The 21805-nt window shown below is 68.0% G+C and carries 21 protein-coding genes; 12 read left to right on the top strand and 9 right to left on the bottom strand.

Translation table 11 applies throughout. The annotated features are described in order from the left end of the window. Nucleotides 1–38: 38 nt before the first annotated feature. Nucleotides 39–467 (top strand): CBS domain-containing protein, encoded by a 429-nt coding sequence (locus AC5Y43_RS12930; protein ID WP_499972956.1) that lies wholly within the window; start codon nt 39–41, stop codon nt 465–467. A gap of 85 nt (nt 468–552) precedes the next feature. Here the strand turns inward: AC5Y43_RS12930 and AC5Y43_RS12925 are convergent, their stop codons facing one another. After that, nucleotides 553–1167, bottom strand: coding sequence for a type II toxin-antitoxin system PemK/MazF family toxin (locus tag AC5Y43_RS12925; RefSeq protein WP_499972955.1), 615 nt, complete (start codon nt 1165–1167; stop codon nt 553–555). Between the two features lie 24 nt (nt 1168–1191). Here AC5Y43_RS12925 and lepA point away from each other — a divergent pair, with 24 nt between their 5' ends. From lepA to AC5Y43_RS12910, 3 genes are all read left to right on the top strand, one after another. Continuing rightward, complete coding sequence (gene lepA / locus AC5Y43_RS12920; RefSeq protein WP_499972953.1) at nt 1192–3099, top strand: translation elongation factor 4; 1908 nt, start codon at nt 1192–1194, stop codon at nt 3097–3099. 35 nt (nt 3100–3134) lie between these two features. After that, nucleotides 3135–3854: a sensor domain-containing protein gene (locus tag AC5Y43_RS12915; protein ID WP_499973403.1), complete on the top strand. Its 720-nt coding sequence runs from the start codon at nt 3135–3137 to the stop codon at nt 3852–3854. 139 nt (nt 3855–3993) lie between these two features. After that, nucleotides 3994–4737, top strand: coding sequence for a sensor domain-containing protein (locus tag AC5Y43_RS12910; RefSeq protein ID WP_499972952.1), 744 nt, complete (start codon nt 3994–3996; stop codon nt 4735–4737). 19 nt (nt 4738–4756) lie between these two features. Here AC5Y43_RS12910 and AC5Y43_RS12905 read toward each other — a convergent pair whose 3' ends face one another. Beyond that, the gene (locus AC5Y43_RS12905; RefSeq protein ID WP_499972951.1) at nt 4757–6784 is read right to left on the bottom strand and encodes a glycoside hydrolase family 15 protein; all 2028 of its coding nucleotides are present in this window, start codon (nt 6782–6784) and stop codon (nt 4757–4759) included. 156 nt (nt 6785–6940) lie between these two features. On the opposite strand from AC5Y43_RS12905, the gene AC5Y43_RS12900 reads away from it, so the two are divergent. The 5 genes from AC5Y43_RS12900 to AC5Y43_RS12880 all read left to right on the top strand — a co-directional run bounded on the left by AC5Y43_RS12900 (nt 6941) and on the right by AC5Y43_RS12880 (nt 11301). Further along, the gene (locus AC5Y43_RS12900) at nt 6941–7135 is read left to right on the top strand and encodes a hypothetical protein (RefSeq protein ID WP_499972949.1); all 195 of its coding nucleotides are present in this window, start codon (nt 6941–6943) and stop codon (nt 7133–7135) included. Nucleotides 7136–7455: 320 nt separating this feature from the next. Beyond that, on the top strand, nt 7456–8502 hold the full coding sequence (locus tag AC5Y43_RS12895; RefSeq protein ID WP_499972948.1) for a sulfate ABC transporter substrate-binding protein: 1047 nt from the start codon (nt 7456–7458) through the stop codon (nt 8500–8502). Next, nucleotides 8499–9377, top strand: a complete 879-nt coding sequence (gene cysT, locus AC5Y43_RS12890; RefSeq protein ID WP_499972946.1) for a sulfate ABC transporter permease subunit CysT — start codon at nt 8499–8501, stop codon at nt 9375–9377. The genes AC5Y43_RS12895 and cysT overlap by 4 nt, the downstream gene beginning before the upstream one ends. Beyond that, a complete protein-coding gene (cysW, locus tag AC5Y43_RS12885; RefSeq protein ID WP_499972944.1) occupies nt 9374–10186 on the top strand; it encodes a sulfate ABC transporter permease subunit CysW in 813 nt (270 codons plus the stop codon). Before cysT ends, cysW begins: the two co-directional genes overlap by 4 nt. 20 nt (nt 10187–10206) lie before the next feature. Next, a complete protein-coding gene (locus AC5Y43_RS12880; RefSeq protein ID WP_499972943.1) occupies nt 10207–11301 on the top strand; it encodes a sulfate/molybdate ABC transporter ATP-binding protein in 1095 nt (364 codons plus the stop codon). 12 nt (nt 11302–11313) lie between these two features. Here AC5Y43_RS12880 and AC5Y43_RS12875 read toward each other — a convergent pair whose 3' ends face one another. The 4 genes from AC5Y43_RS12875 to AC5Y43_RS12860 all read right to left on the bottom strand — a co-directional run bounded on the left by AC5Y43_RS12875 (nt 11314) and on the right by AC5Y43_RS12860 (nt 14645). Continuing rightward, nucleotides 11314–12027 (bottom strand): sirohydrochlorin chelatase, encoded by a 714-nt coding sequence (locus AC5Y43_RS12875; RefSeq protein ID WP_499972941.1) that lies wholly within the window; start codon nt 12025–12027, stop codon nt 11314–11316. Next, nucleotides 12006–12749, bottom strand: coding sequence for a phosphoadenylyl-sulfate reductase (locus AC5Y43_RS12870; RefSeq protein ID WP_499972940.1), 744 nt, complete (start codon nt 12747–12749; stop codon nt 12006–12008). The genes AC5Y43_RS12875 and AC5Y43_RS12870 overlap by 22 nt, the downstream gene beginning before the upstream one ends. Continuing rightward, entirely contained in the window at nt 12746–14425 is a 1680-nt protein-coding gene (locus AC5Y43_RS12865) for a nitrite/sulfite reductase (protein WP_499972938.1), read from the bottom strand. Before AC5Y43_RS12865 ends, AC5Y43_RS12870 begins: the two co-directional genes overlap by 4 nt. Nucleotides 14426–14546: 121 nt before the next feature. Further along, complete coding sequence (locus AC5Y43_RS12860; protein WP_499972935.1) at nt 14547–14645, bottom strand: Ms4527A family Cys-rich leader peptide; 99 nt, start codon at nt 14643–14645, stop codon at nt 14547–14549. A gap of 151 nt (nt 14646–14796) precedes the next feature. Here AC5Y43_RS12860 and hemW point away from each other — a divergent pair, with 151 nt between their 5' ends. The 3 genes from hemW (at nt 14797) to AC5Y43_RS12845 (ending at nt 18495) form a co-directional block, all read left to right on the top strand. Next, on the top strand, nt 14797–15969 hold the full coding sequence (hemW, locus tag AC5Y43_RS12855) for a radical SAM family heme chaperone HemW (RefSeq protein ID WP_499972933.1): 1173 nt from the start codon (nt 14797–14799) through the stop codon (nt 15967–15969). Between the two features lie 50 nt (nt 15970–16019). After that, nucleotides 16020–17372, top strand: coding sequence for a salicylate synthase (locus AC5Y43_RS12850; protein ID WP_499972931.1), 1353 nt, complete (start codon nt 16020–16022; stop codon nt 17370–17372). 106 nt (nt 17373–17478) lie between these two features. Beyond that, a complete protein-coding gene (locus AC5Y43_RS12845; protein WP_499972929.1) occupies nt 17479–18495 on the top strand; it encodes an acyl-ACP desaturase in 1017 nt (338 codons plus the stop codon). Here AC5Y43_RS12845 and AC5Y43_RS12840 read toward each other — a convergent pair. From AC5Y43_RS12840 to AC5Y43_RS12830, 3 genes are read right to left on the bottom strand one after another with little or no spacing between them, the layout of a single operon-like run. Further along, nucleotides 18482–19405 (bottom strand): MerR family transcriptional regulator, encoded by a 924-nt coding sequence (locus AC5Y43_RS12840; protein ID WP_499972927.1) that lies wholly within the window; start codon nt 19403–19405, stop codon nt 18482–18484. The two genes, AC5Y43_RS12845 and AC5Y43_RS12840, sit on opposite strands and share 14 nt — an antisense overlap. Continuing rightward, entirely contained in the window at nt 19374–20879 is a 1506-nt protein-coding gene (locus AC5Y43_RS12835) for a flavin-containing monooxygenase (RefSeq protein ID WP_499972925.1), read from the bottom strand. Before AC5Y43_RS12835 ends, AC5Y43_RS12840 begins: the two co-directional genes overlap by 32 nt. Further along, nucleotides 20876–21796, bottom strand: coding sequence for a ferritin-like domain-containing protein (locus AC5Y43_RS12830; RefSeq protein ID WP_499972923.1), 921 nt, complete (start codon nt 21794–21796; stop codon nt 20876–20878). Before AC5Y43_RS12830 ends, AC5Y43_RS12835 begins: the two co-directional genes overlap by 4 nt. Between the last annotated feature and the right edge of the window lie 9 nt (nt 21797–21805).

Below are 21805 nucleotides of genomic sequence, written 5' to 3'. Positions count from 1 at the left end.
CTGGTGTGAAGCGGATCACAACCGGCTGGAGGCCTTTGATGCGGATAGCGGACGTCTTGCGGAACAAGGGTGCGGCGGTGGTGACGATCAACCCCGATGCAACCGTCAAGGAGCTGCTCGCCGGGCTCGCCGAGCAAAACATCGGCGCGATGGTGGTGGTGGGCGACGAGGGCGTCGTCGGGATCGTCTCCGAGCGCGACGTCGTGCGCCAGCTGCACACCCACGGCGGCAGCGTGCTGTCCCGGCCGGTCTCCAAGATCATGACCGCCACGCTCGCCACCTGCACGAAATCCGACACCGTCGACTCGCTGAGCGTGCTGATGACCAAGAACCGGGTGCGCCACGTGCCGGTGCTCGACGGCAAGAAGCTGATCGGCATCGTCAGCATCGGCGACGTGGTGAAGACGCGGATGGAAGAACTCGAGGCCGAGCAGCAGCAGCTGCACTCCTACATCACGCAGGGCTAACCCCACTTCGCCGAACGTGTGACTACGGCGGAAATGCCGGCCGAAAGTCGCCGTGGCGGCACGCTCGGCGAAAGGCGAAAAGCGGCTAGCTCCAGGCGTATTCGGTGCGCAGCCGCGCGGCCACCACGTCGAAGAGCTCGCGGTCCAGGATCGCGCCCTCGCGGCGGATACCCTCCTCGGGCACGTCGAGCACCCGGTCGAGCCGGACCCAGCTTTCCCGGCCCTCGTAATCCCAAGCGCCGGCACCGATTCCGACCCAGTCCCGGTCGTCGGCGTGGCGCTCCTGGCTGGACAGCATCAGCCCCAGCAACACGCGGCGGTCACGCCCCACCACCAGGACCGGGCGATCCTTACCGCGCGTCGGGTCGTCCTCGTAGACCACCCATGTCCACACGATCTCCCCGGGATCGGCGCGGCCGTCGAGGTCGGGCGCGTAGACGAGTTTGCGGGCGCGCTGGGCGGTGGGGAAGCTGGCGCTGGTCACCGGGCGGCCCGCAGTGATCGCCGACGGTTGTTGCGGTGCGGCGGCGGCGATCACGTTCGCGGTGATCTTCACCGCGTGCTGCAGCTCGCGCAGGACGGTCTGCGAGTTCTGCACCTGCCGCACCAACCGCGGAGCCCGATCGAAAACCAGGTTCTCCGCGAACCGCTGAAACGACTTCCACTGTGACTTTCCGGGCGACTTCCTGTCCGGGGCCATATTCGCAGCATAGACGCGCCAATTGTGTCCGGGCCGTTACGCGCGGATACCCTTGACACACACCGGACCCCAGCCGACCAGGAGATTCCCATCAGCAGTTTCGCCGACAAGACCTTCACCGCGCCGGCGCAGATTCGGAATTTCTGCATCATCGCTCACATCGACCACGGCAAGTCGACGCTGGCCGACCGGATGCTTCAGCTCACCGGCGTCGTCGACGAGCGGTCGATGCGCGCCCAGTACCTCGACCGGATGGACATCGAGCGGGAGCGCGGGATCACCATCAAGGCGCAGAACGTGCGGCTGCCGTGGCAGGTAGAAGACCGCGACTACGTCCTGCACCTGATCGACACGCCGGGCCACGTCGACTTCACCTACGAGGTGTCGCGCGCGCTGGAGGCCTGTGAGGGCGCGATCCTGCTGGTCGACGCGGCCCAGGGCATCGAGGCCCAGACCCTGGCCAACCTGTACCTGGCGCTGGACCGGGACCTGCACATCATCCCGGTGCTCAACAAGATCGACCTGCCGGCGGCCGACCCGGACCGTTACGCCGGCGAGATCGCCCACATCATCGGCTGCGAACCCGGCGACGTGCTGCGGGTGTCAGGCAAGACCGGCGAGGGCGTCGCCGACCTGCTCGATCACGTGGTGCGGGAGGTGCCGCCCCCGCAGGGCGACGCCGACGCGCCCACCCGCGCGATGATCTTCGACTCGGTCTACGACATCTACCGCGGCGTGGTGACCTACGTGCGCGTGGTGGACGGCAAGATCACCCCGCGCGAGCGCATCGCGATGATGTCCACCGGCGCCACCCATGAACTGCTCGAGGTCGGCATCGTCTCGCCCGAACCTAAGCCCAGCGACGGCCTGGGGGTGGGTGAGGTGGGCTATCTGATCACCGGGGTGAAGGACGTCCGCCAGTCCAAGGTCGGCGACACCGTAACGACGGCACGTCACGGCGCCGCGGAAGCGCTGACGGGCTACCGCGAGCCCAAGCCGATGGTGTACTCGGGGCTCTACCCCGTCGACGGCAGCGACTACCCGGACCTGCGCGACGCCCTGGACAAGCTGCAGCTCAACGACGCCGCCCTGACCTACGAGCCCGAGACGTCGGTGGCGCTGGGCTTCGGGTTCCGCTGCGGCTTCCTGGGCCTGCTGCACATGGAGATCACCCGGGAGCGCCTCGAGCGCGAGTTCGACCTGGACCTGATCTCGACGTCGCCGAACGTCGTCTACCGGGTCGAGAAAGAGGACGGCACCGAGACCACGGTGACCAACCCGTCGGACTGGCCGGACGGCAAAATCGGCACTGTCTACGAGCCCGTGGTGAAGACGACCATCATCGCGCCGAGTGAGTTCATCGGCACCATCATGGAGCTGTGCCAGTCCCGGCGCGGCGAGCTCGGCGGCATGGACTACCTGTCGCCGGAGCGGGTGGAGTTGCGCTACACCATGCCGCTCGGGGAGATCATCTTCGACTTCTTCGATTCGCTGAAGTCGCGCACCCGCGGCTACGCCAGCCTCGATTACGAGGAGGCCGGCGAGCAGGAGGCCGACCTGGTCAAGGTCGACATCCTGCTGCAGGGCGAGGCCGTCGACGCGTTCAGCGCGATCGTGCACAAGGACTCGGCGTACGCCTACGGCAACAAGATGACCACCAAGCTCAAGGAGCTGATCCCGCGCCAGCAGTTCGAGGTGCCCGTGCAGGCGGCAATTGGATCCAAGATCATTGCGCGCGAGAACATCCGGGCGATCCGCAAGGATGTGCTGTCCAAGTGTTACGGCGGTGACATCACCCGCAAACGCAAACTTCTGGAAAAGCAGAAGGAAGGCAAGAAGCGGATGAAGACCATCGGCCGGGTCGAGGTGCCCAACGAGGCGTTCGTCGCCGCGTTGTCCACCGACTCCGGCGGGGACAAGGGTAAGAAGTAGCCGTGCGGAGACGTGGTCTGGCGGCGGCGTTGGCGATGGTAACGGCCGCGTTGGCGGCGGGTTGCGGCACGGTCGTGGACGGCACCGCGAAGCCGGCGCCCAACCTCAAGCCGCGGCCGCTCGCCGGGGTGACCGTCAAACAGGTGCTGCTCGACGGCCCCGCGCTGTCGGGGATGCTCGGCCAGCCGTTCGTGTCCCGCAAGCCGCCCGAGTTCGGCGGCCCCGAGAAGCTCTACACGGCACTGCCCCCGGACGGTTGCCTGGGCGTGACGGCGATGCTGCAGCAGAGCGTCTACCAGCCCGCCGACGTCAAGGACGTCGCCTCGGCGGCGTGGTGGAACAACGGCGAGCCCGCGCAGGTGATCAGCGTCATCGAGGGTGTGGTCACGCTGCCCACGGCCGCGCAGGCCGAGGCGCTGTTCGCGAAGTTCTCCGAGCAATGGCAGCGCTGCGCGGGCACCACGAGCACGGAACGCAACGGCCCGATCACGACGACCAACGCCATCAGCGACGTCCGCGTCGCCAATCTCGTTGTCGCGGCGACCAATACCGCAACCTCGGTGCTGCCCAACATGCCGGCCCTGCGGCCCACCCCGCAGGCGCGCGCCCTCGGGGTCCGGCTGAACTGCCTCGTCGAGGTGCAGGTGGTCTTCTTCGGTGAGCGCCGCTCCTCCGACCCGGGGACGGCCACCGTGGACGCCAGCGCCATCGACGTCGCGCACGCGATGATGGACAAGGTCAGCGCGCTGAGCTGACCCGGCGCCCAAGAGTCGGCCACCGGGGATCGACGCGCGCGCCGGGGAAAATTAAACTCACGGTGAACAAAAAGTTACGGCCAAGGAATGGATGAGCATGGGGTGCCGATCGTCGCGCCGGGGCAGCCGCGGGTTTCCCGTGGTTGCGCTCGCGGCGATGCTGACCGCCGGCTGCGCCGGGGCCGTCGGCGGCGCGGCGCAACCGGCGCCGACCCCCAAACCGCGCTCGCTCACCCGACAGACCGTCAACCACGTGCTGCTGGACGACGCCGCGTTGATCCGAATCGTCAAGCAGCCCTTGGAGATTGACCCCCGGTTCCCGCCGCGGTTCGGCGGCCCCGAGGAATTGCAGGACGCCGGGACGGCGCTGCCGGACGGCTGCCTCGGCGTCGCGGCGATGCTGCAGCAAAGCGCGTACCCGTCCACCGATGTCCAGCAGATCGCGGTGGAAACCTGGCGGCACACCGCCACGCCCGCGGCCGTGACGAGCGTGCGGGAGGCGGCGGTCACCCTGCCCACGGCCGCCGACGCCAACGCGCTGTTCGCGGCGTTTTCCCAGCAATGGCAGAAATGCGACGGCGCGACGACCTCCCTGCCGGCCGGCGTGTTCCGGCTCAAGGGTGCTATCTCCCACGTGCAGGTGTCCCCGTCCGTGCTGGCGGCGACGGTGTCGATCGGCTGGACGACTTCCAAGTCGGACCCCGCTCCGGATCCCGACGCCATCCGGACGCTGCGCGCCGTCGGGGTGCGGAATAACTGCTTGGTCGAGGTGGAGGTCGACGTGTTCAGCCCGTCGAAAGTGCGGGGCCAGTCCCACGCGATCGACAACAGCGCCACCGACGTCGCCGGCGCCATGTTGGAGAAGGCCGATGCGCTGATCTGACGCGCCGCTGAACCCGCGCCTACATCGGGGCGTTGGCGGGCTGGAAACCTCCGGTGCTGTCGGCCTCCTCCTCGGCGCGGATCACGTGGACCACCGCGTTGATCAACGCCAGGTGGGTGAACGCCTGCGGGAAATTGCCCAGGTGCCGGCCCGTGCGCGGCTCGATCTCCTCAGCGTAGAGATGCAGCGGGCTGGCGTACGACAGCAACCGCTCGCACAGCCGCTTGGCCCGCGCCACCTCGCCGATCTCCACCAGCGCGGACACCAGCCAGAACGAGCAGATCGTGAACGTGCCCTCCTCGCCGGACAGCCCGTCGTCGGTCTCCTCGACCCGGTAGCGCAGCACCAGGCCTTCCTCGGTGAGCTCGTTGGCGATCGCCAGCACGGTGTTGCGCACGCGCGCGTCGTCGGGGGGCAAAAAGCGGGTCAGCACCACCAGCAGCAGCGAGGCGTCCAGCGCGTCGCTGCCGTAGCGCTGGGTGAACACGCCCCGGGAGTCCACGCCGTGCTTGAGGATGTCGTCCTTGATCTCCTCGGCGATGGCCCGCCACTGCTGGGCGTAGCTGCGCTCGCCCTGCCGCTCGGCGAGCTTGGATCCGCGGTCGAGTGCCACCCAGCACATCACCTTCGACGACGTGAAGTGCTGCGGCTCCCCGCGCACCTCCCAGATCCCGCGGTCGGGCTCGCGCCAGTGCTTGATCGCCTCTTCCACCTGTTTCTTCAGGACCGGCCACAGGGTTTCGGGGATCTGCTCGCGCGACTTGGCGTGCAGGTAGAACGAGTCCAGGATCGAGCCCCAGATGTCGTGCTGAACCTGGTCGTAGGCGCCGTTGCCGATGCGCACCGGCCGGGCGTGGTCGTAGCCGGACAGGTGGTGCAAGTCGTCTTCGACCAGGCTGCGCTCGCCGCCGACGCCATACATCACCTGCAGCGGATGCCGCTCGTTGCTGTTGGCCCCCGAGACATCGGCGATGAAGGCGAAGAAGTCGTCGGCCTCGCGGTCGAGCCCCAGCGTGTACAGGCCCCACAGCGCGAACGTCGAGTCGCGGACCCACGCATAGCGGTAGTCCCAATTGCGCTCGCCCTGCGGCGTTTCCGGCAGCGAGGTGGTGCTGGCCGCCAGCAGCGCGCCGGTGGGTGAATACGTGAGCCCCTTCAGCGTCAGCGCGCTGCGCTGCAGGTACGCCCGCCACGGGTGGTCGGGGAAGTTGCCGATGTTGATCCACTGCCGCCAGCACTCGGTGGTCTGCCACATCTTGTCGGCGGCCTCTTCGTAGGTCTGCGGCGCCGGGTGCTTGGTCCAGCTCAGGGCGACGAAGATGTCGTCGCCCTCCTTCATCCGGGTGCGGGCGCGCGCCTCGCGGCCCTCCAGGCCGATGCGCAGGTTGGTGGTCAGCCGCAGCGTCGGGTGGGCGTCGGGCTGCTTGCTGGCGCGCGCGATGGCCTCGCCGTAGGCGTTGGCCGAGTATTCCCAGGTGACCCCGGTGCGGTGGTAGTCGAAGGCCGGCTCGCAGCTCATCATCAGCTCGACGGTGCCGCTGACGCAGCGCACCGTGCGCAGCAGGATGTGCTCGGCGTCCCAGTCCATCGGGGTGCGACGGTGGGTCCGCGACCGGCGCTCGATGTCGTGCCACTTGCCCATCACCAGCGCGTCGCGCACGATCAGCCACCCGGTGTGGGTCTGCCACGTGGTTTCCATGATCAGGCTGCCCGGCAGATACCGACGGGCCGAGGGCACCGAGACGCCGTAGGGCCCCAGCCGGAAATGGCCCGCGCTGCGGTCGAGGATCGCGCCGAACACGCTCGGGGAGTCGGGCCGGGGCACACACAGCCATTCCACCGAACCCGCAGGGGAGATCAGGCACGTCGTCTCCCAGTCGGATAGGAACGCGTAGTCGGCGATCGGCGGGAAGGGGTTCCGCATCGTCCCGCTGGTCGTGAGCGGCTCGGGCGCGTTGAAATCGATCGGCGACGGCAGGGGCGTTCCGGCCGCTGGCCGAAACGCCTCCTCGGGGGCGCCGTCGGCGGGCTCGGCGTGCAGGACCATGCCGACATCATCGACTCTCGACGTGCTCCGCGTCCATTTTTTGCCCAGGATGTCGCGGCCGGATGCCGGCCTGCTTTTGCCTCACCGTGACTTCTACCGCCGGCGCGGATCCTGGCGCATTGGGCTTCGGCGGCCGCGACGAATACTGTGAGCCGGGTGAGCGGGTTCCTGAATTGGTGGGACGGCAACGAGCTGTGGCTTTCCGGCCTGCCGTTCGTGCTGCAGGCCCTGATCGTGATGCCTGTCGTCTTGGCGGTGGCCTCCGTCGCCGCGGCGGTGCTCGACGGACTGCTCGGCTGGAGCATCAGCGCGATGCGCCGCATCCGGCACGCCGATGGGGCGCCCCGGTAGCCGGTATGCCCCGCTCACAGGTGACGCTGATTCTGATCGCGCTCGTCGTGCTGGTGATCGTCGCGTGGTTGCTGACTCGCTGAGGCCTGGCAGTCCGGTGGCGGCCCGGCGAATAGCTGTTAGGCTTCGCCACATGCGCGCGGCATCAGGTGTTCTCGAATGCGTTGCCCTCGTGCACTGTTGTCGCTGACTCCCAACCCCGTGCGCGACCCGGTGTGGAGCAGTGAATTCTCCTGAAGTTGTAGGCGCCTTTCCCGCCTGGTTCGCGGCCACGGATTAACCAGTTCCCAAAGTCCTGAATCCGCACCGAAAGGCCACCAATGCCCGACGACATCGGCAGCGCATCGCGGTGGCGGCCCGCCCGGTGCGCCGCGGCGCTCGCCCTGACGGTCGGTGTGGTCGCCGCGTGCCAGGGCGGCCCCAGCGACATCGTCGGCGGGGGCGGGCCGGCCAACGCACACACCAGCATCACCCTGGTCGCCTACTCGGTCCCAGAACCGGGGTGGAGCAAGGTGATTCCCGCGTTCAACGCCTCCGAGGAGGGCAGGGGCGTGCAGGTGATCACCTCGTACGGCGCATCGGGCGATCAGTCCCGCGGTGTCGTCGACGGCAAACCGGCCGACGTGGTGAACTTTTCCGTCGAGCCGGACATCGCCCGATTGATCAAGGCCAACAAAGTCTCCAAGGACTGGAACACCGACGCCACCAAGGGAATCCCGTTCGGGTCGGTGGTGACGCTGGTGGTACGCAAGGGCAATCCGAAGAACATCAAAGACTGGGACGACCTGTTGCGCCCCGGCGTCGAGGTGGTCACGCCCAGCCCGCTGAGTTCGGGGTCGGCCAAGTGGAACCTGCTCGCCCCCTACGCCGTCAAGAGCCAGGGCGGCGGCAACGCTGCGGCCGGGGTCGACTTCATCGCCAAGTTGGTCACCCAACACGTCAAACTGCGTCCCGGGTCGGGGCGGGAGGCCACCGACGTCTTCGTCCAGGGCAGCGGCGACGTATTGATCAGCTACGAGAACGAGGCCATAGCCACCGAGCGGGCCGGCAAAGCCGTCGAGCACGTCAACCCGCCGCAGACCTTCAAGATCGAAAACCCGGTGGCGGTGGTGACCACGAGCGGCCACCTGGATGCCGCGGTCGCGTTCAAGAACTTTCAATACACCGCGGCGGCGCAGAAGGTGTGGGCGCAGGCCGGCTTCCGGCCGGTCGATCCGGCCGTCGCCGCCGACTTCCGCGATCTATACCCGGTGCCCGTCAAACTCTGGACGATCGCCGACCTCGGCGGTTGGGGGACAACGGATCCGCAGCTTTTCGACAAGAGCAACGGCAGCATCACCAAGATCTACACGCAGGCCACCGGATGACCGAGACGATTATCCCCGACCCGGAGGCGATCGGGCCCGAGCTCGACAGTGACGCGCACCAGGCCCTCGCCTGGCGGGCGCGCGGATCCGGCGGCACGCCGCTGCGGCTCGGCGTTGCGACGCTGTGGCTTTCGGTGATCGTGCTGCTCCCGCTGGCCGCCATCGCGTGGCAGGCTGCCGCCGGCGGCTGGCACGCGTTTTGGCTCGCCGTCACCTCGAACGCCGCGCTCGAGTCCTTCCGGGTCACGCTGACCATCGCCGCGGGCGTCACGGTCGTCAACCTGGTGTTCGGCCTGCTGATCGCGTGGGTGCTGGTGCGCGACGACTTCGTCGGCAAACGGCTCGTCGACGCGATCATCGACCTGCCGTTCGCGCTGCCGACCATCGTGGCCAGCCTGGTGATGCTGGCCCTGTACGGCAGCAACAGTCCGGTGGGTCTGCACCTGCAGCACACCCCGTGGGGTGTCGCGGTGGCGCTGGCCTTCGTCACGCTGCCGTTCGTGGTGCGCGCCGTTCAGCCGGTGCTGCTCGAAATCGACAGGGAGACCGAGGAGGCGGCGGCGTCGCTGGGCGCCAATGGCCCGAAGATCTTCACTTCGGTCGTGCTGCCGTCGCTGACGCCCGCGTTGTTATCCGGTGCGGGGCTGGCGTTCTCGCGGGCGATCGGGGAGTTCGGGTCGGTGGTGCTGATCGGCGGCGCGGTGCCCGGCAAGACCGAGGTGTCGTCGCAGTGGATACGGACGCTGATCGAGAATGACGACCGCACCGGCGCAGCCGCCATATCCATTGTGCTGCTCGCCATTTCGTTCCTCGTGTTGCTGATCTTGCGGGTCGTGGGTGGCCGTGCGGCCAAGCGCGGGGAGCTGGGCGCATGACGTCGTCGTCCCGCGTCCGCTATCTGCTCAGGTTCACCGCGCTCGCCTATGTCTTTGCGCTGCTGGTCATCCCGGTGGCGCTGATCCTCTGGCGCACCTTCCGGCCCGGGTTGGGCCAGTTCTTCGACTGGATCAGCACCCCGGCGGCGGTATCGGCGCTGAACCTGTCGCTGCTGGTGGTGGCCATCGTCGTGCCGCTCAACGTGGCTTTCGGTATCCCCACCGCGTTGGTGTTGGCGCGCAACCGGTTTCGCGGTAAAGGCGTGCTGCAGGCGATCATCGACCTGCCGTTCGCCGTGTCGCCGATCATCGTGGGCGTGGCCCTGATCCTGCTCTGGGGATCGGGCGGCGCCCTGGGTTTTGTCGAACGAGACCTCGGGCTCAAGGTCATCTTCGGGCTGCCCGGGATCGTGCTGGCCAGCATCTTCGTCACCCTGCCGTTTGTGGTGCGCGAGGTGGAGCCGGTGCTGCACGAGCTGGGCACCGACCAGGAGGAAGCGGCGGCGACGCTGGGTTCGGGCTGGTGGCAGACGTTTTGGCGGATCACGTTGCCGTCCATCCGGTGGGGGCTGACCTACGGCATCGTGCTGACCATCGCGCGTACCCTCGGCGAATACGGCGCGGTGCTCATCGTCTCGTCCAACCTTCCGGGACAGTCGCAAACGCTGACATTGCTTGTCTCGGACCGCTACAACCGCGGGGCGGAGTACGGCGCCTACGCGCTGTCGACGCTGCTGATGGGAGTGGCCGTGTTGGTCCTGATCTTCCAGGTGGTTCTCGACGCCCGCCGGGCACGAGCGACCAAATAGGCCCGGCAAGGAGATTTTTTATGAGAGATACCGAAGCCCCGCGCGGCGATCTCGCGATCATCGTGCGCGACGCGTACAAGCACTACGGCGACTTCGTCGCGCTGGACCACGTGGACTTCGTCGTACCGAAGGGGTCGCTGACGGCGCTGTTGGGCCCCAGCGGTTCGGGCAAGTCGACCCTGTTGCGGGCCATCGCCGGTCTCGACCATCCCGACAGCGGCACCGTCACGATCAACGGCCGCGATGTGACGGGGGTGCCGCCGCAGCGGCGCGGTATCGGGTTCGTGTTCCAGCACTATGCGGCGTTCAAGCACCTGACCGTGCGCGACAACGTCGCGTACGGGTTGAAGATTCGCAAGCGGTCCAAGGCGGAGATCAAGGAGAAGGTCGACAACCTGCTCGAGGTGGTGGGCCTGAGCGGCTTTCAAACCCGCTATCCCAACCAGCTTTCCGGCGGGCAGCGGCAGCGCATGGCGCTGGCCCGCGCGCTGGCCGTCGACCCGCAGGTGCTGCTGCTGGACGAGCCGTTCGGCGCGCTGGACGCCAAGGTCCGCGAGGACCTGCGCACGTGGTTGCGGCGCCTGCACGACGATGTGCACGTCACCACGGTGCTGGTGACCCACGATCAGGCGGAGGCGCTCGATGTCGCCGACCGGATCGCCGTGCTGAACAAGGGCCGCATCGAGCAGGTCGGCTCCCCGAGCGACGTGTACGACGCCCCCGCGAGCGCGTTCGTCATGTCGTTTCTGGGTGCGGTGTCCGAACTCAATGGCGCGTTGGTGCGTCCGCACGACATCCGGGTCGGCCGCAGACCCGACATGGCGATCGCCGGCGGGGACGGCACCGCCGAATCGATCGGCGTCGTGCGCGCCACCGTCGACCGGGTGGTGGCGCTGGGTTTCGAGGTGCGCGTCGAGTTGACCAGCGCCGCGACCGGAAGCTCGTTCATCGCCCAGATCACCCGCGGCGACGCCGAGGCGCTCGCGCTTGCCGACGGCGACACCGTCTACGTGCGGGCCACCCGGGTGCCGCCCCTGCCCGACGGCGTGGCCGGCGCGCGCGACGGCGAAGTCGGCGGCGCAACCACCGACACCAGCACGCTGACGTCGGCGTGAGCTAACGGCGGCTCAGGCCGCGATACGCCCGGCCAGCACCTGATCGAAGCGATCCAGCACCGTCTCGGCCACCAGCGGGTGCGAGCCCAGCGGTGCGGCCATCGCGATGCCGGCGTCGTCGGCGAAATGTTGCACCCGGTCGGGCAGCCGGCCCGGCGCCAAAAACCACGGCGCGATGACCACCCGCCGGGCGCCGCGGCGGCGCAGCAGGTCGGCGGCTTCGGCCAGCGACGGTTCCGGTCGCGTCACCAATGCCGTTGTCGCAGAATGCCATCGGGTCCCCGCCAACAGCCGCGGCGCGACGGCCGCGGTGCGCGCATTGGCCTGTGGGTCGGACGACCCGATCGCGGCCACCAGCACGCCGAGCCCGTCGTCGAGCCGCGAAGCGCCCAACATGGTGACCCGCCGGCGCAGCAGCGAGATCAGGCGGGCGTCCTCGCCCAGCACGGGCGCCTGGCGCACGCCCGCGAAACCCGCGATCTGACGCGGGATGTCGATGCGGGCGTGGTACGCGTCGGCCAACAACAGCGGGGTCACCACCGCGCCCGGTTCGAGCACGTCGGCCAGACTCGGGGTGTTCAGCTCGCAAAACGCCAGCCGCACGTCCAGGCCGGGGCGCATGCGAACGATCCGGTGCGCGACGGCCCGCGCGTTGGCGGCCGACCGGGGATCCTTGCTGCCGTGCGCGGTCAGCACGAGGGCAGTCACGACGCGTGCAACCCGCATTCCGTCTTGGACATGCCCTGCCAGCGGCCGCTGCGCGGGTCGGCGCCTTCGGCCGGCTTGGCCGTGCAGGGAGCGCAGCCGATCGACGGATAACCGTCGTAGACAAGGGGATTGACCAGCACGTCGTGCTCGTCGATGTAGTTTTGCATGTCGTCGTCGGTCCACGTCGCGAGCGGGTTGATTTTCACCAGCTTGTAGCCCTCGTCGAAGGTGACCAGCGGGGCGTTGGCCCGCGTCGGTGCGTCGCTTCTGCGCAGGCCCGTCACCCACGCCGAGTAGCCGCGCAGCGCCCTGCCCAGCGGTTCGACCTTGCGCAGCCGGCAGCACTCGCCGGGGTCGCGCGCGAACAGGTCCTTGCCCAGCAGCCGATCCTGCTCGGCCACGGTGTGCTCGGGCGTGACGTTCACCACCCGGATGTCGTAGACCGATTCGATCGCGTCGCGGGTGCCGATCGTCTCCACGAAGTGGTAGCCGGTGTCCAGGAACATCACCGGCACCCCGGGCCGCACCTTGGCGGCCAGGTCGATCAGCACGGCCTCTTGCATGCTGGACGCCACGACGTAGTTGCACGTCGCCCAGCCACGCGGGCCGTTGACGCCGCCGAAGTTGTCGTCGGCCCAACGCAGCATTTCGGTGGCGCTGGCGCCGTCGAGCTCCGCGGCGCCCTTGGCGGCCAACTCGCGCAGTTCGGCCTCGGTCGGCCTCGTCGCTTCTCCGCTCATCGCAAGTCGCCTTCCTCGGCGCGAACGACCCACTGCGCGAATCGCTCACCCTCGTTGCGGTGCTTGACGAAATTCCGTACCACCCGATCGATGTAGTCGCCCAGCTCGTCGCTGGTCACCTTGTGCTGGCGCAGCTTTCGGCCGAAACCGCTGTCGAGGCCCAGGCTGCCGCCCAGATGCACCTGGAAGCCCTCGACCGAGCCACCCGCGCCGTCGTCGACCATCTGGCCTTTGAACCCGATGTCGGCGACCTGAATTCGCGCACACGAGTTCGGGCAGCCGTTGATGTTCACCGTGACCGGCACGTCCAGCTGGGAGTTGATGTCCTCGAGCCGGCGCTCCAGCTCGGGCACCAAATCCTGTGCCCGGCCGCGGGTTTCGGCGAAGGACAACTTGCAGAACTCGATCCCGGTGCACGCCATGAGGTTTCGTCGCCAATGCGACGGGCGGGACTGCAGACCCAGCGCCTCCACACCGGCGGTCAGCTCGTCGAGCTTGTCGTCGGGGACGTCGAGGATGATCAGCTTTTGGTACGGGGTGAACCGGACCCGGTTCGAACCGGCCCGCTCGGCCAGATCGGCCACTGCCGACAGGATGGTCCCCGACACCCGCCCGGCGATCGGGGCGACCCCGAGGGCGTTCAGCCCGTTCTTCAGCCGCTGCACCCCGACGTGGTCGATCGGGTGCTTGACCGGCTCGGGGGCGGGCCCGTCGATCAGCGGGCGCTTCAGGTACTCGGTTTCGAGAACTTGCCTGAACTTCTCGATGCCCCAGTCCTTGATCAAAAACTTCAGCCGCGCCTTGGACCGCAACCGCCGGTAGCCGTAGTCGCGGAAGATCGACGTCACCGCCACCCATACCTCGGGCACCTCCTCCAGCGGCACCCAGGCGCCGACGCGCTGGGCCAGCATCGGGTTGGTCGACAGGCCGCCGCCCACCCACAGGTCCAGGCCCGGGCCGTGCTCGGGGTGATCGACGCCGATGAACGCGATGTCGTTGATCTCGTGCGCGACATCCTGCAGGCCGGAGATGGCGGTCTTGTACTTGCGGGGCAGGTCGGCGAAGTCCGGCTTGCCGATGTAGCGGCGCACGATCTCGTCGAGCGCCCAGGTGGGGTCGAGCACCTCGTCGAGCGACTCACCGGCCAGCGGCGAGCCCAGGACCACACGCGGGCAGTCGCCGCACGCCTCGGCGGTCTGCAGGCCGACCTCGTCCAGCCGCCGCCAGATTTCCGGGACGTTTTCCACCTCGACCCAGTGGATCTGCACGTTCTGCCGGTCGGTGATGTCGGCGGTGTCGCGGCCGAATTCGGCGGAAATCTGACCCACGGTGCGCAGCGCCGCCGTCGACAGCGCGCCGCCGTCGCAGCGCACCCGCATCATGAAGTACTTGGCCTCGAGCAACTCGGCGTTCTCGTCGCCGGTGAACGACCCGTCGTAGCCCTGCTCGCGCTGGGTGTACAGGCCCCACCAGCGGAAGCGCCCACGCAGATCGCTCTTGTCGATGCTGTCGAATCCGCCCTCGGCGTAGATGTTTTCGATGCGTCCCCGCACATCGAGCGGGGCGCCGGCCTGCTTCATCTCTTCGTTGGGGTTCAGCGCCTCGCGATGTCCCAGCGCCCACTGGCCCTCGTTGCGGGGTTTCTTTTCAGTGCCAGCGGGAGGGGCTGTTGTCATTCCGGACTTCTCCTTCGCGGATGTCAGCGGATTTCCGTGGCGTCAAACAGCGCAACTCACCGGTTTATTTCGGCGGCGCAGATCCGACAGCCGCTGAGGTACAGGGGGCGGGTCTACGAGATCAAGACAGACAGCAACAGCTGCAGACACGCTTGAGATCAATGTGCCGCCGCGCCACGAGGGCAATGCGCAGGCTGCGGTTGGCGGTCACGGCTGCCATTCTGCCATGGACTCGGAGGTGGGTTGCGAGCAGGTCATATTTTTTCTCACGGTGACCCGAACTCGGCGGCGGTTCGGGGACGGTTCCGTGGGTTTACCGGCGTGACCAGCCGTTATTCGCGCACACCGGCGCCGCCGTGGGAGTATTTGGCATGCCACTTCGCGAGGCCCCGGCCGTGCTGCCCGCCGTCGAGCCCAGCCCCGGGCGGCCGTTCGGGTTGTACGTGCACGTCCCGTTCTGCATCACCCGCTGCGGCTATTGCGACTTCAACACCTACACCCCGGCCGAGCTGGGCGGAGTCAACCCCGACGCCTGGCTGGCGGCCCTGGGTGCCGAGCTCGAGATGGCGGCCGCGCGATTGGGCGGGCCGACCGTGAGCACGGTGTTCGTCGGCGGGGGGACGCCGTCGCTGCTGGGCGGCGAGCGCATGGCCAGGCTGCTGGGCATGGTGCGCGACCACTTCGCCCTGGCGCCCGACGCCGAGGTCACCACCGAGGCCAACCCGGAGTCGGCCTGGCCGGATTTTTTCGCGGCCATCCGTGACGCGGGCTACACCCGAGTGTCGCTGGGCATGCAGTCCGTGGCGCCGCGGGTGCTGGGAGTCCTCGAACGCATCCACACACCGAACCGGTCGGCGGACGCGGCCCGCGAGGCGCTGGCGGCCGGCTTCGAGCACGTCAGCCTCGATCTGATCTACGGGACCCCGGGGGAGTCCGACGACGACCTGCTGCGCTCGGTCGACACGGCCGTCGAGACCGGCGTCGACCACGTGTCGGCCTACGCCCTCGTCGTCGAGGAGGGCACCGCGCTGGCCCGACGGGTGCGGCGCGGGGAGTTGGCCGCACCCGACGACGACGTCCTGGCGCACCGCTACGAGTTGGTCGATGCGCGGCTGTCGGCGGCCGGGTTGGCCTGGTACGAGGTGTCCAACTGGTGCCGGCCGGGCGGCGAGTGCCGCCACAACCTGGGTTACTGGGACGGCGGCGAGTGGTGGGGCGCGGGGCCGGGGGCCCACGGATACGTCGGGCGGACGCGGTGGTGGAACGTCAAGCACCCCAACGCCTATGCGGAGTCGCTGGCCGATGGCGCGCTGCCGGTATCGGGTTTCGAGCAGCTCGACGGCGACGCGTTGCACACCGAGGAGGTGCTGTTGAAAACCCGGCTGCGCCGCGGGCTTCCGCTGGATCGGCTGGGCGCGGCCGAATGCGGGCGCGCCGAGACCGCGGTGGCCGACGGGTTGCTGTCGTCCGACGGTGACCGGCTGGTGCTCACCCCGCGCGGCCGGCTGCTGGCCGACGCGGTGGTTCGCACGCTGCTGGGGTAGTCGCCGCCCGGTTGCGCGGGCTTAGATAGGTTAGGCTACATTTACTAACCGTGACCGAGGTCAGCGTCGAGACGAGTCCCGCAGGCTCCACGTCACCGCCGATCCCGTTGCCTTCCGGCATCCATCCGGCCGACCTGGCGGCCGAGCTGGCCGCGGCGCTGCCCGAGCGACTGGGCGAGGAGTACCTGCTCTACGAGCACGACGGGCAGTGGGTGCTGGCCAGCGGCGTGCAGGCGATGGTCGAGCTGGACAGCGACGAGCTTCGCATCATCCGCGACGGCGCGATTCAGCGGCAACAATGGTCCGGCCGGCCGGGACCGGTTCTGGGCGAGGCCATCGACCGGCTGCTTCTCGAGACCGACCAGCTTTTCGGCTGGGTCGCGTTCGAATTCGGTGTCTACCGCTACGGGCTGCAGGAACGGCTGGCGCCCCGAACGCCGTTGGCGCGGATGTTTTGGCCCGCCACCCGCATCGTGGTGACCTCGGAGGAGGTTCGCGTCGAGGGCGCCGACTCCGGCCACCGCGAGGCGGTGCGCGACTTGTTGGGCGACGGCATGCGCGGCGTGCCGGACGCGCGCGCGGTCGACGTGACCCCCGACCCGTCCGGCTACCGCGATAGGGTGGCGGCCGCCGTCCGGGAGATCGCGTCGGGCAAGTACCACAAGGTGATCCTGTCCCGTTGCGTCAAAGTCCCGTTCCCCGTGGACTTCCCGTCCACCTACCGGCTGGGCCGCCGGTACAACACCCCGGTGCGGTCGTTCTTGCTGCGCCTGGGCGGGATGCGCGCCGTGGGCTACAGCCCCGAACTGGTCGCCGCCGTTCACCGCGACGGCGCCGTGGTGACCGAGCCGCTGGCCGGTACGCGGGCGCTCGGCCGTGGCGCGGTGCGTGATCGCCAGGCCCGTGACGAGCTCGAGTCGAACTCCAAAGAGATTGTCGAGCATGCCATTTCGGTGCGCAGCTCGCTGCAGGAGATGACCGAGATCGCCGAACCGGGCACCGCGGTGGTCGCCGACTTCATGACGGTGCGGGAGCGGGGGAGCGTGCAGCACCTGGGTTCCACGGTCACCGGGCGGCTGGACCCCTCGAGCGACCGGATGGACGCGCTGGAAGCGCTGTTCCCGGCGGTCACGGCGTCGGGCATCCCGAAGGCGGCCGGGGTCGAGGCCATTCTGCGCCTCGACGAAGGCCCGCGCGGGCTGTATTCCGGTGCGGTCGTGATGGTTTCGGCGGACGGCGGCCTGGACGCGGCGCTGACGCTGCGCGCGGCTTACGAATGCGATGGGGAGACCTGGCTGCGGGCCGGCGCCGGAATCATCGAGGAGTCCGAATCCGAGCGCGAATTCGAGGAGACCTGCGAAAAGCTGTCGACCCTCGCGCCGTACCTGATCGAACGGCAATAGCTGCCGCCCAGGAGCCGTTGTTGCCGTGGGACTTTAGGCCCTAGTTGTGGTATTCCCAGCGTGCGATCTTGGTGTTACTGGATGACACACATAACTGGGAGGGTCCGTGTCCGACGGCTTGACCGACGTACAGCTCTTGCACGAACTTGAACCCGTGGTCGAGCAGCTGCTCAACCGCCATTTGTCGCTGTTCAAGGAGTGGAGCCCACACGACTACGTGCCGTGGTCGGACGGCGAAAACTTCTATGCGCTGGACGGTCGGGACTGGGAGCCCGGGCAGAGCCAACTCTCCGACGTGGCGCAAGTGGCGATGGTGCAAAACCTGTTGACGGAGGACAACCTGCCGTCATATCACCGCGAGATCGCGATGAACTTCACCATGGACGGCCCGTGGGGTCAGTGGGTGAATCGCTGGACCGCCGAGGAGAACAGGCACAGCACCGCGCTGCGGGATTACCTGGTGGTCACGCGCGCGGTTGACCCGGTCGAGCTGGAAAAGCTGCGGATGGAGCAAATGACTCGAGGCTTCAGCCCGGGCCAGAATCATCAGGGCGACATGTTCGCCGAGAGTCTGTTCGACTCGGTCATGTACGTGTCCTTTCAGGAATTGGCCACCCGCGTCGCGCACCGCAACACCGGCAAAGCCGCTGCCGACCCGATCGCAGAACAGTTGATGGCCAGGGTGTCGCACGACGAGAACCTGCACATGATCTTCTATCGGGACGTCAGCGCCGCCGGGCTGGACATCGCGCCCGACCAGGCAATGCGCTCGGTGCACCGAATCCTGCGCAATTTCAAGATGCCCGGGTTCACGGTGCCGGAATTTCGGCGCAAGGCCGTGATCATCGCGGTTGGCGGTGTCTACGACCCACGCATCCACCTCGACGAGGTCGTCATGCCGGTGCTGAGGAAGTGGCGCATCTTCGAACGCGAAGACTTCACCGGCGAGGCCGCGCGGATGCGCGACGACCTCGCCGTGCTGGTCAAGGAACTCGAGGCGGCCAGCGACAAATTCGACGAATCCAAGCAGCGCTACCTCGAGCGTGAGGCTCGCATGGCCGAGAAGATCACCGCGGACACGGTGCTGAAAACCCAAGGGACGCTGACGCTCAGCGGGCGATAGCCCCGCTTTCCGGGGACTGCTGCAGGTAGTCGGCGAGGATGCGGCTGACGAGTGACTCGATGTTCGATTCGATCGACGATGCGAGGGTGGCCGTGACCGTCGCCACGGCCTGCGTGCGGAACCGCACCAACATGGTGATCAGCTCGGCGATCTCGGCATCCGGCGGCAACGGCTCCCCGGGCTTGATGCGGTCGATGACGTGTTCGGCGCCGGCGCGCACCAGCATGTCGCTGATCTTGTCGATCTCGGGCACGATCTGCTCGTGCAGGTCGATGAGCTTGTCCAATTCGACACCGTAGCCGCCGATTTCGTTGAACGCCTCGATAAGCTTGGGCCGAGTGACGGTCGCGCTCGCCCCGTCGACCCGGATCACCTCGAGCGCGACCAACCGCTCGAACGCGCGCGGGTCGCCGACCAGGCGCTTGGCGTCGGCGAGCGCCATGGTCTCCGGCTTCTCGGTGGTCCAGGTGCCCACGATGGCCGTCTCCAGCCCCAGCACGTCGCCGAGGTTCTTGCCTTGCTCCCATGCGCTGAGCATTTCGCGCACGTGCGCAATGTTGTACCCGCGATCCAGCATCGAGGTGATCAGCCGCAGCCGGGTCAGGTGGGTGTCGTTGAACAACGCGATGCGGCCGACGCGCAGCGGCGGCGGCAGCAGCCCGCGGTCGCGGTAGACCCGGATGTTGCGGGTGGTGGTGCCGGCCAGCCGGGCCAGGTCGTCGATGCGGTACTCACCGGAGCCCCCGAGACCCTGCGGGTGGCGGACCGCCGCGTCGAAAAGCTGTGCCACCGCGGTCTCGATGAAATCGCGCGATTGGCGGCGCACCCGCTTCGGCGCGCGCCGCACGTTGTGCAGCACGCTGGCGATCGTGCCGGGTTCAGGCGGACGAGACGGCATGGGTCTGGGCATGGCGGGCCACCGCCACGTAGTCGTCGTAGCGGAAATCCCTCATCTGGCGAAGGTACTGCGTCGCGAAGCCGGGGTACATGGACCCGTTGTACCCGTCCTTCGTGAGGTACCAACTGCGGCAGCCGGACATCCACGTCGTCTTGGTGAGCCGGTGCTGGATGCTCTCGTTGTGGCGCCGCTGGACGTCCTCGCGCACGTCGAGGTAGCGCAGGTTGTTGTCGAGGATCGTGGTGATGCCGCGCACCGCGTAGTCGAGCTGGCCCTCGATGTAGACGAGCAGCGAGTTGTGGCCGGGCCCGGAGTTGGGTCCGGTCATGAAAAACAGGTTCGGGTAGCCGTGGGCGTTGATGCTCTTGTAGGCCTGGGCTCCGCCGGTCCATTCGGCGGCCAGTTCTCGCCCACCCAGTCCGGTCACGGGGAAGGGTGGGCCCGTCAAGTGCACGTCGTAGCCGGTGGCGAACACGATGCAGTCGAGGTGGTGCTCGATTCCGTCGCTGGTGCGGATGCCCGCCGGGCTCAGCGTCGCGATCGGCCAGTCGATGAGCTTGCAGTTGTCGCGCTGCAGCGCGGGGTAGTAGTCGCTGGAAACCAGCATGCGCTTGCAGCCGGGCCGGAAGTCGGGCGTCAGCTGCCGGCGCAGCCACGGGTCCTTGACCTGCGAGCGCAGGTGCGCCCGCCCCAGCCGGGCGACCAGCGACGTCAGCGGGGTGTCCCACACCAGCGCGGTGGCGCTGGCCTCGTGTCCCCAGAACAGCGCCTGGCGCGCAAGCTGTTGGGTGGCAGGGACTTTCGCGAAAAGGGCCTGCACCGCGGGCGGGGTGGCGGTGTCCACGCGGGGCAGCACCCAGCACGGCGTGCGCTGGAACACCTTGACGAACCCGGCCCGCTTGACCAGTTCCGGGATGATCTGGATGGCGCTGGCGCCGGTGCCGATGACGGCGACGCGCTTCCCGGTGAGGTCGTAGTCGTGATCCCAGCGGGCGCTGTGGATCTTGTGCCCCGCATAGCTGTCCAGCCCGCGGATGTCGGGGAAGCTGACGTCGGACAGCGGGCCGGAGGCCAGCACGACGGTGCGGGCGCGAAACCTCTTGCGGTTCTTGGTCGTCGCGGTCCACACACCGGCGTCCTCGTCGAACGTCAGGTCCTTGACCTCATGCCCGAACCGGATGTGGCGGCGGACGTCGAACCTGGTCGCCATCTCCTCGAGGTGCCGGCAGATCTCCGGGGCCGGCGAGTACGTGCGCGACCACGTCGGGTTCTTGACGAAGGAGTACGAATACAGCAGCGAGGGGACGTCGCAGCTGGCGCCGGGATACGTGGTGTCGCGCCAGGTTCCGCCGACCCGATCGGCGCGCTCGAGCACCACGATGTCGTCAACGCCGGCCTCCCGCAACCGAATTGCCGCCCCGAGGCCGGTGAAGCCGGCGCCGATGATCAGCGCCGCATGGGCAACGTTGTTGTTCGCCATGCTCACGCCGCCGGTTCGTGGGTGAGTTCTTGAACCCAGGTCGGTACCGACGGAAGCAGGGGCCGCGGGTATCGGTCGGAAAGCCACACCATCGAATTCGCCAGCAGGTGATACGGGTGGCGTGGATTTGTGACCACTCCGGCGTAGCGCCTCAGGAAACGATAAGTCGGTACCCGCCTGGTGCGTTCGCCGCGATCGCCAAGCTCCTTGAATCGCTTCACCGCCCGGTAAAGCCGCTCCGGCTCCATACCCATGGCGGTGATCTCGTTGCGGATCCTGTTGATCAGCGGTGCGCCCGTGATCGCACCGATGATGAGACCCGGCGTGGCATTGTGACCGACGAAGTCGATCAGCAACCGTCGGATCTTCGCGTTGCCGATCATGTCGAGAACTTCGAAATCGACGACCAGATGGCGTGATTCGTCATTGTTGATCTTCTCGAAGACCTGGTGGCAAATGGGGTCGTGCACCTCGTCGAGCAGGAATTTCAACAGGGCGCCGTCCAGTGCGACTTCGAGCATCGGAATGACGGTGCCGAGCAGAGACAGCGGCATGTCGTCGGCCCAGCGGTCCAACCAGTCGATCGCCAGCCGGATGTTCACGTTCGGCTCGGGGATCTCACCGTCGGTGAGCATCCCCCAGCGCTTCATCAGCGCCAGTTCAGCGTTGGCGTGGCGCTGCTCCTCGGCGTGGAAGTAGCGGTAGATCTCGGCGATGGTCGGTGTGGGTGCCTTCTTCGCCAGCGCCGCGAAGCCCCTGGCGCCGATGTTCTCGATCCAGCACAGGTCGGCCATGAACGCCTTGAGCTGTGGCCGCTGTTCATCACTGATCATTTCGGCGCCGGGCGCATCCCAGTCGATGTCGGCGAGCGCCCATTGTCGGTCCTTGATCTTGGCGAGCATGACTTCCATGTCGATGGCCACCGCAGGCCC

The sequence above is a fragment of the Mycobacterium sp. NGS57 genome (genome assembly GCF_059812405.1).
The sequence above is the reverse complement of the archived record's forward strand: the minus strand, read 5'-3'. Positions and strand labels throughout refer to the sequence as shown.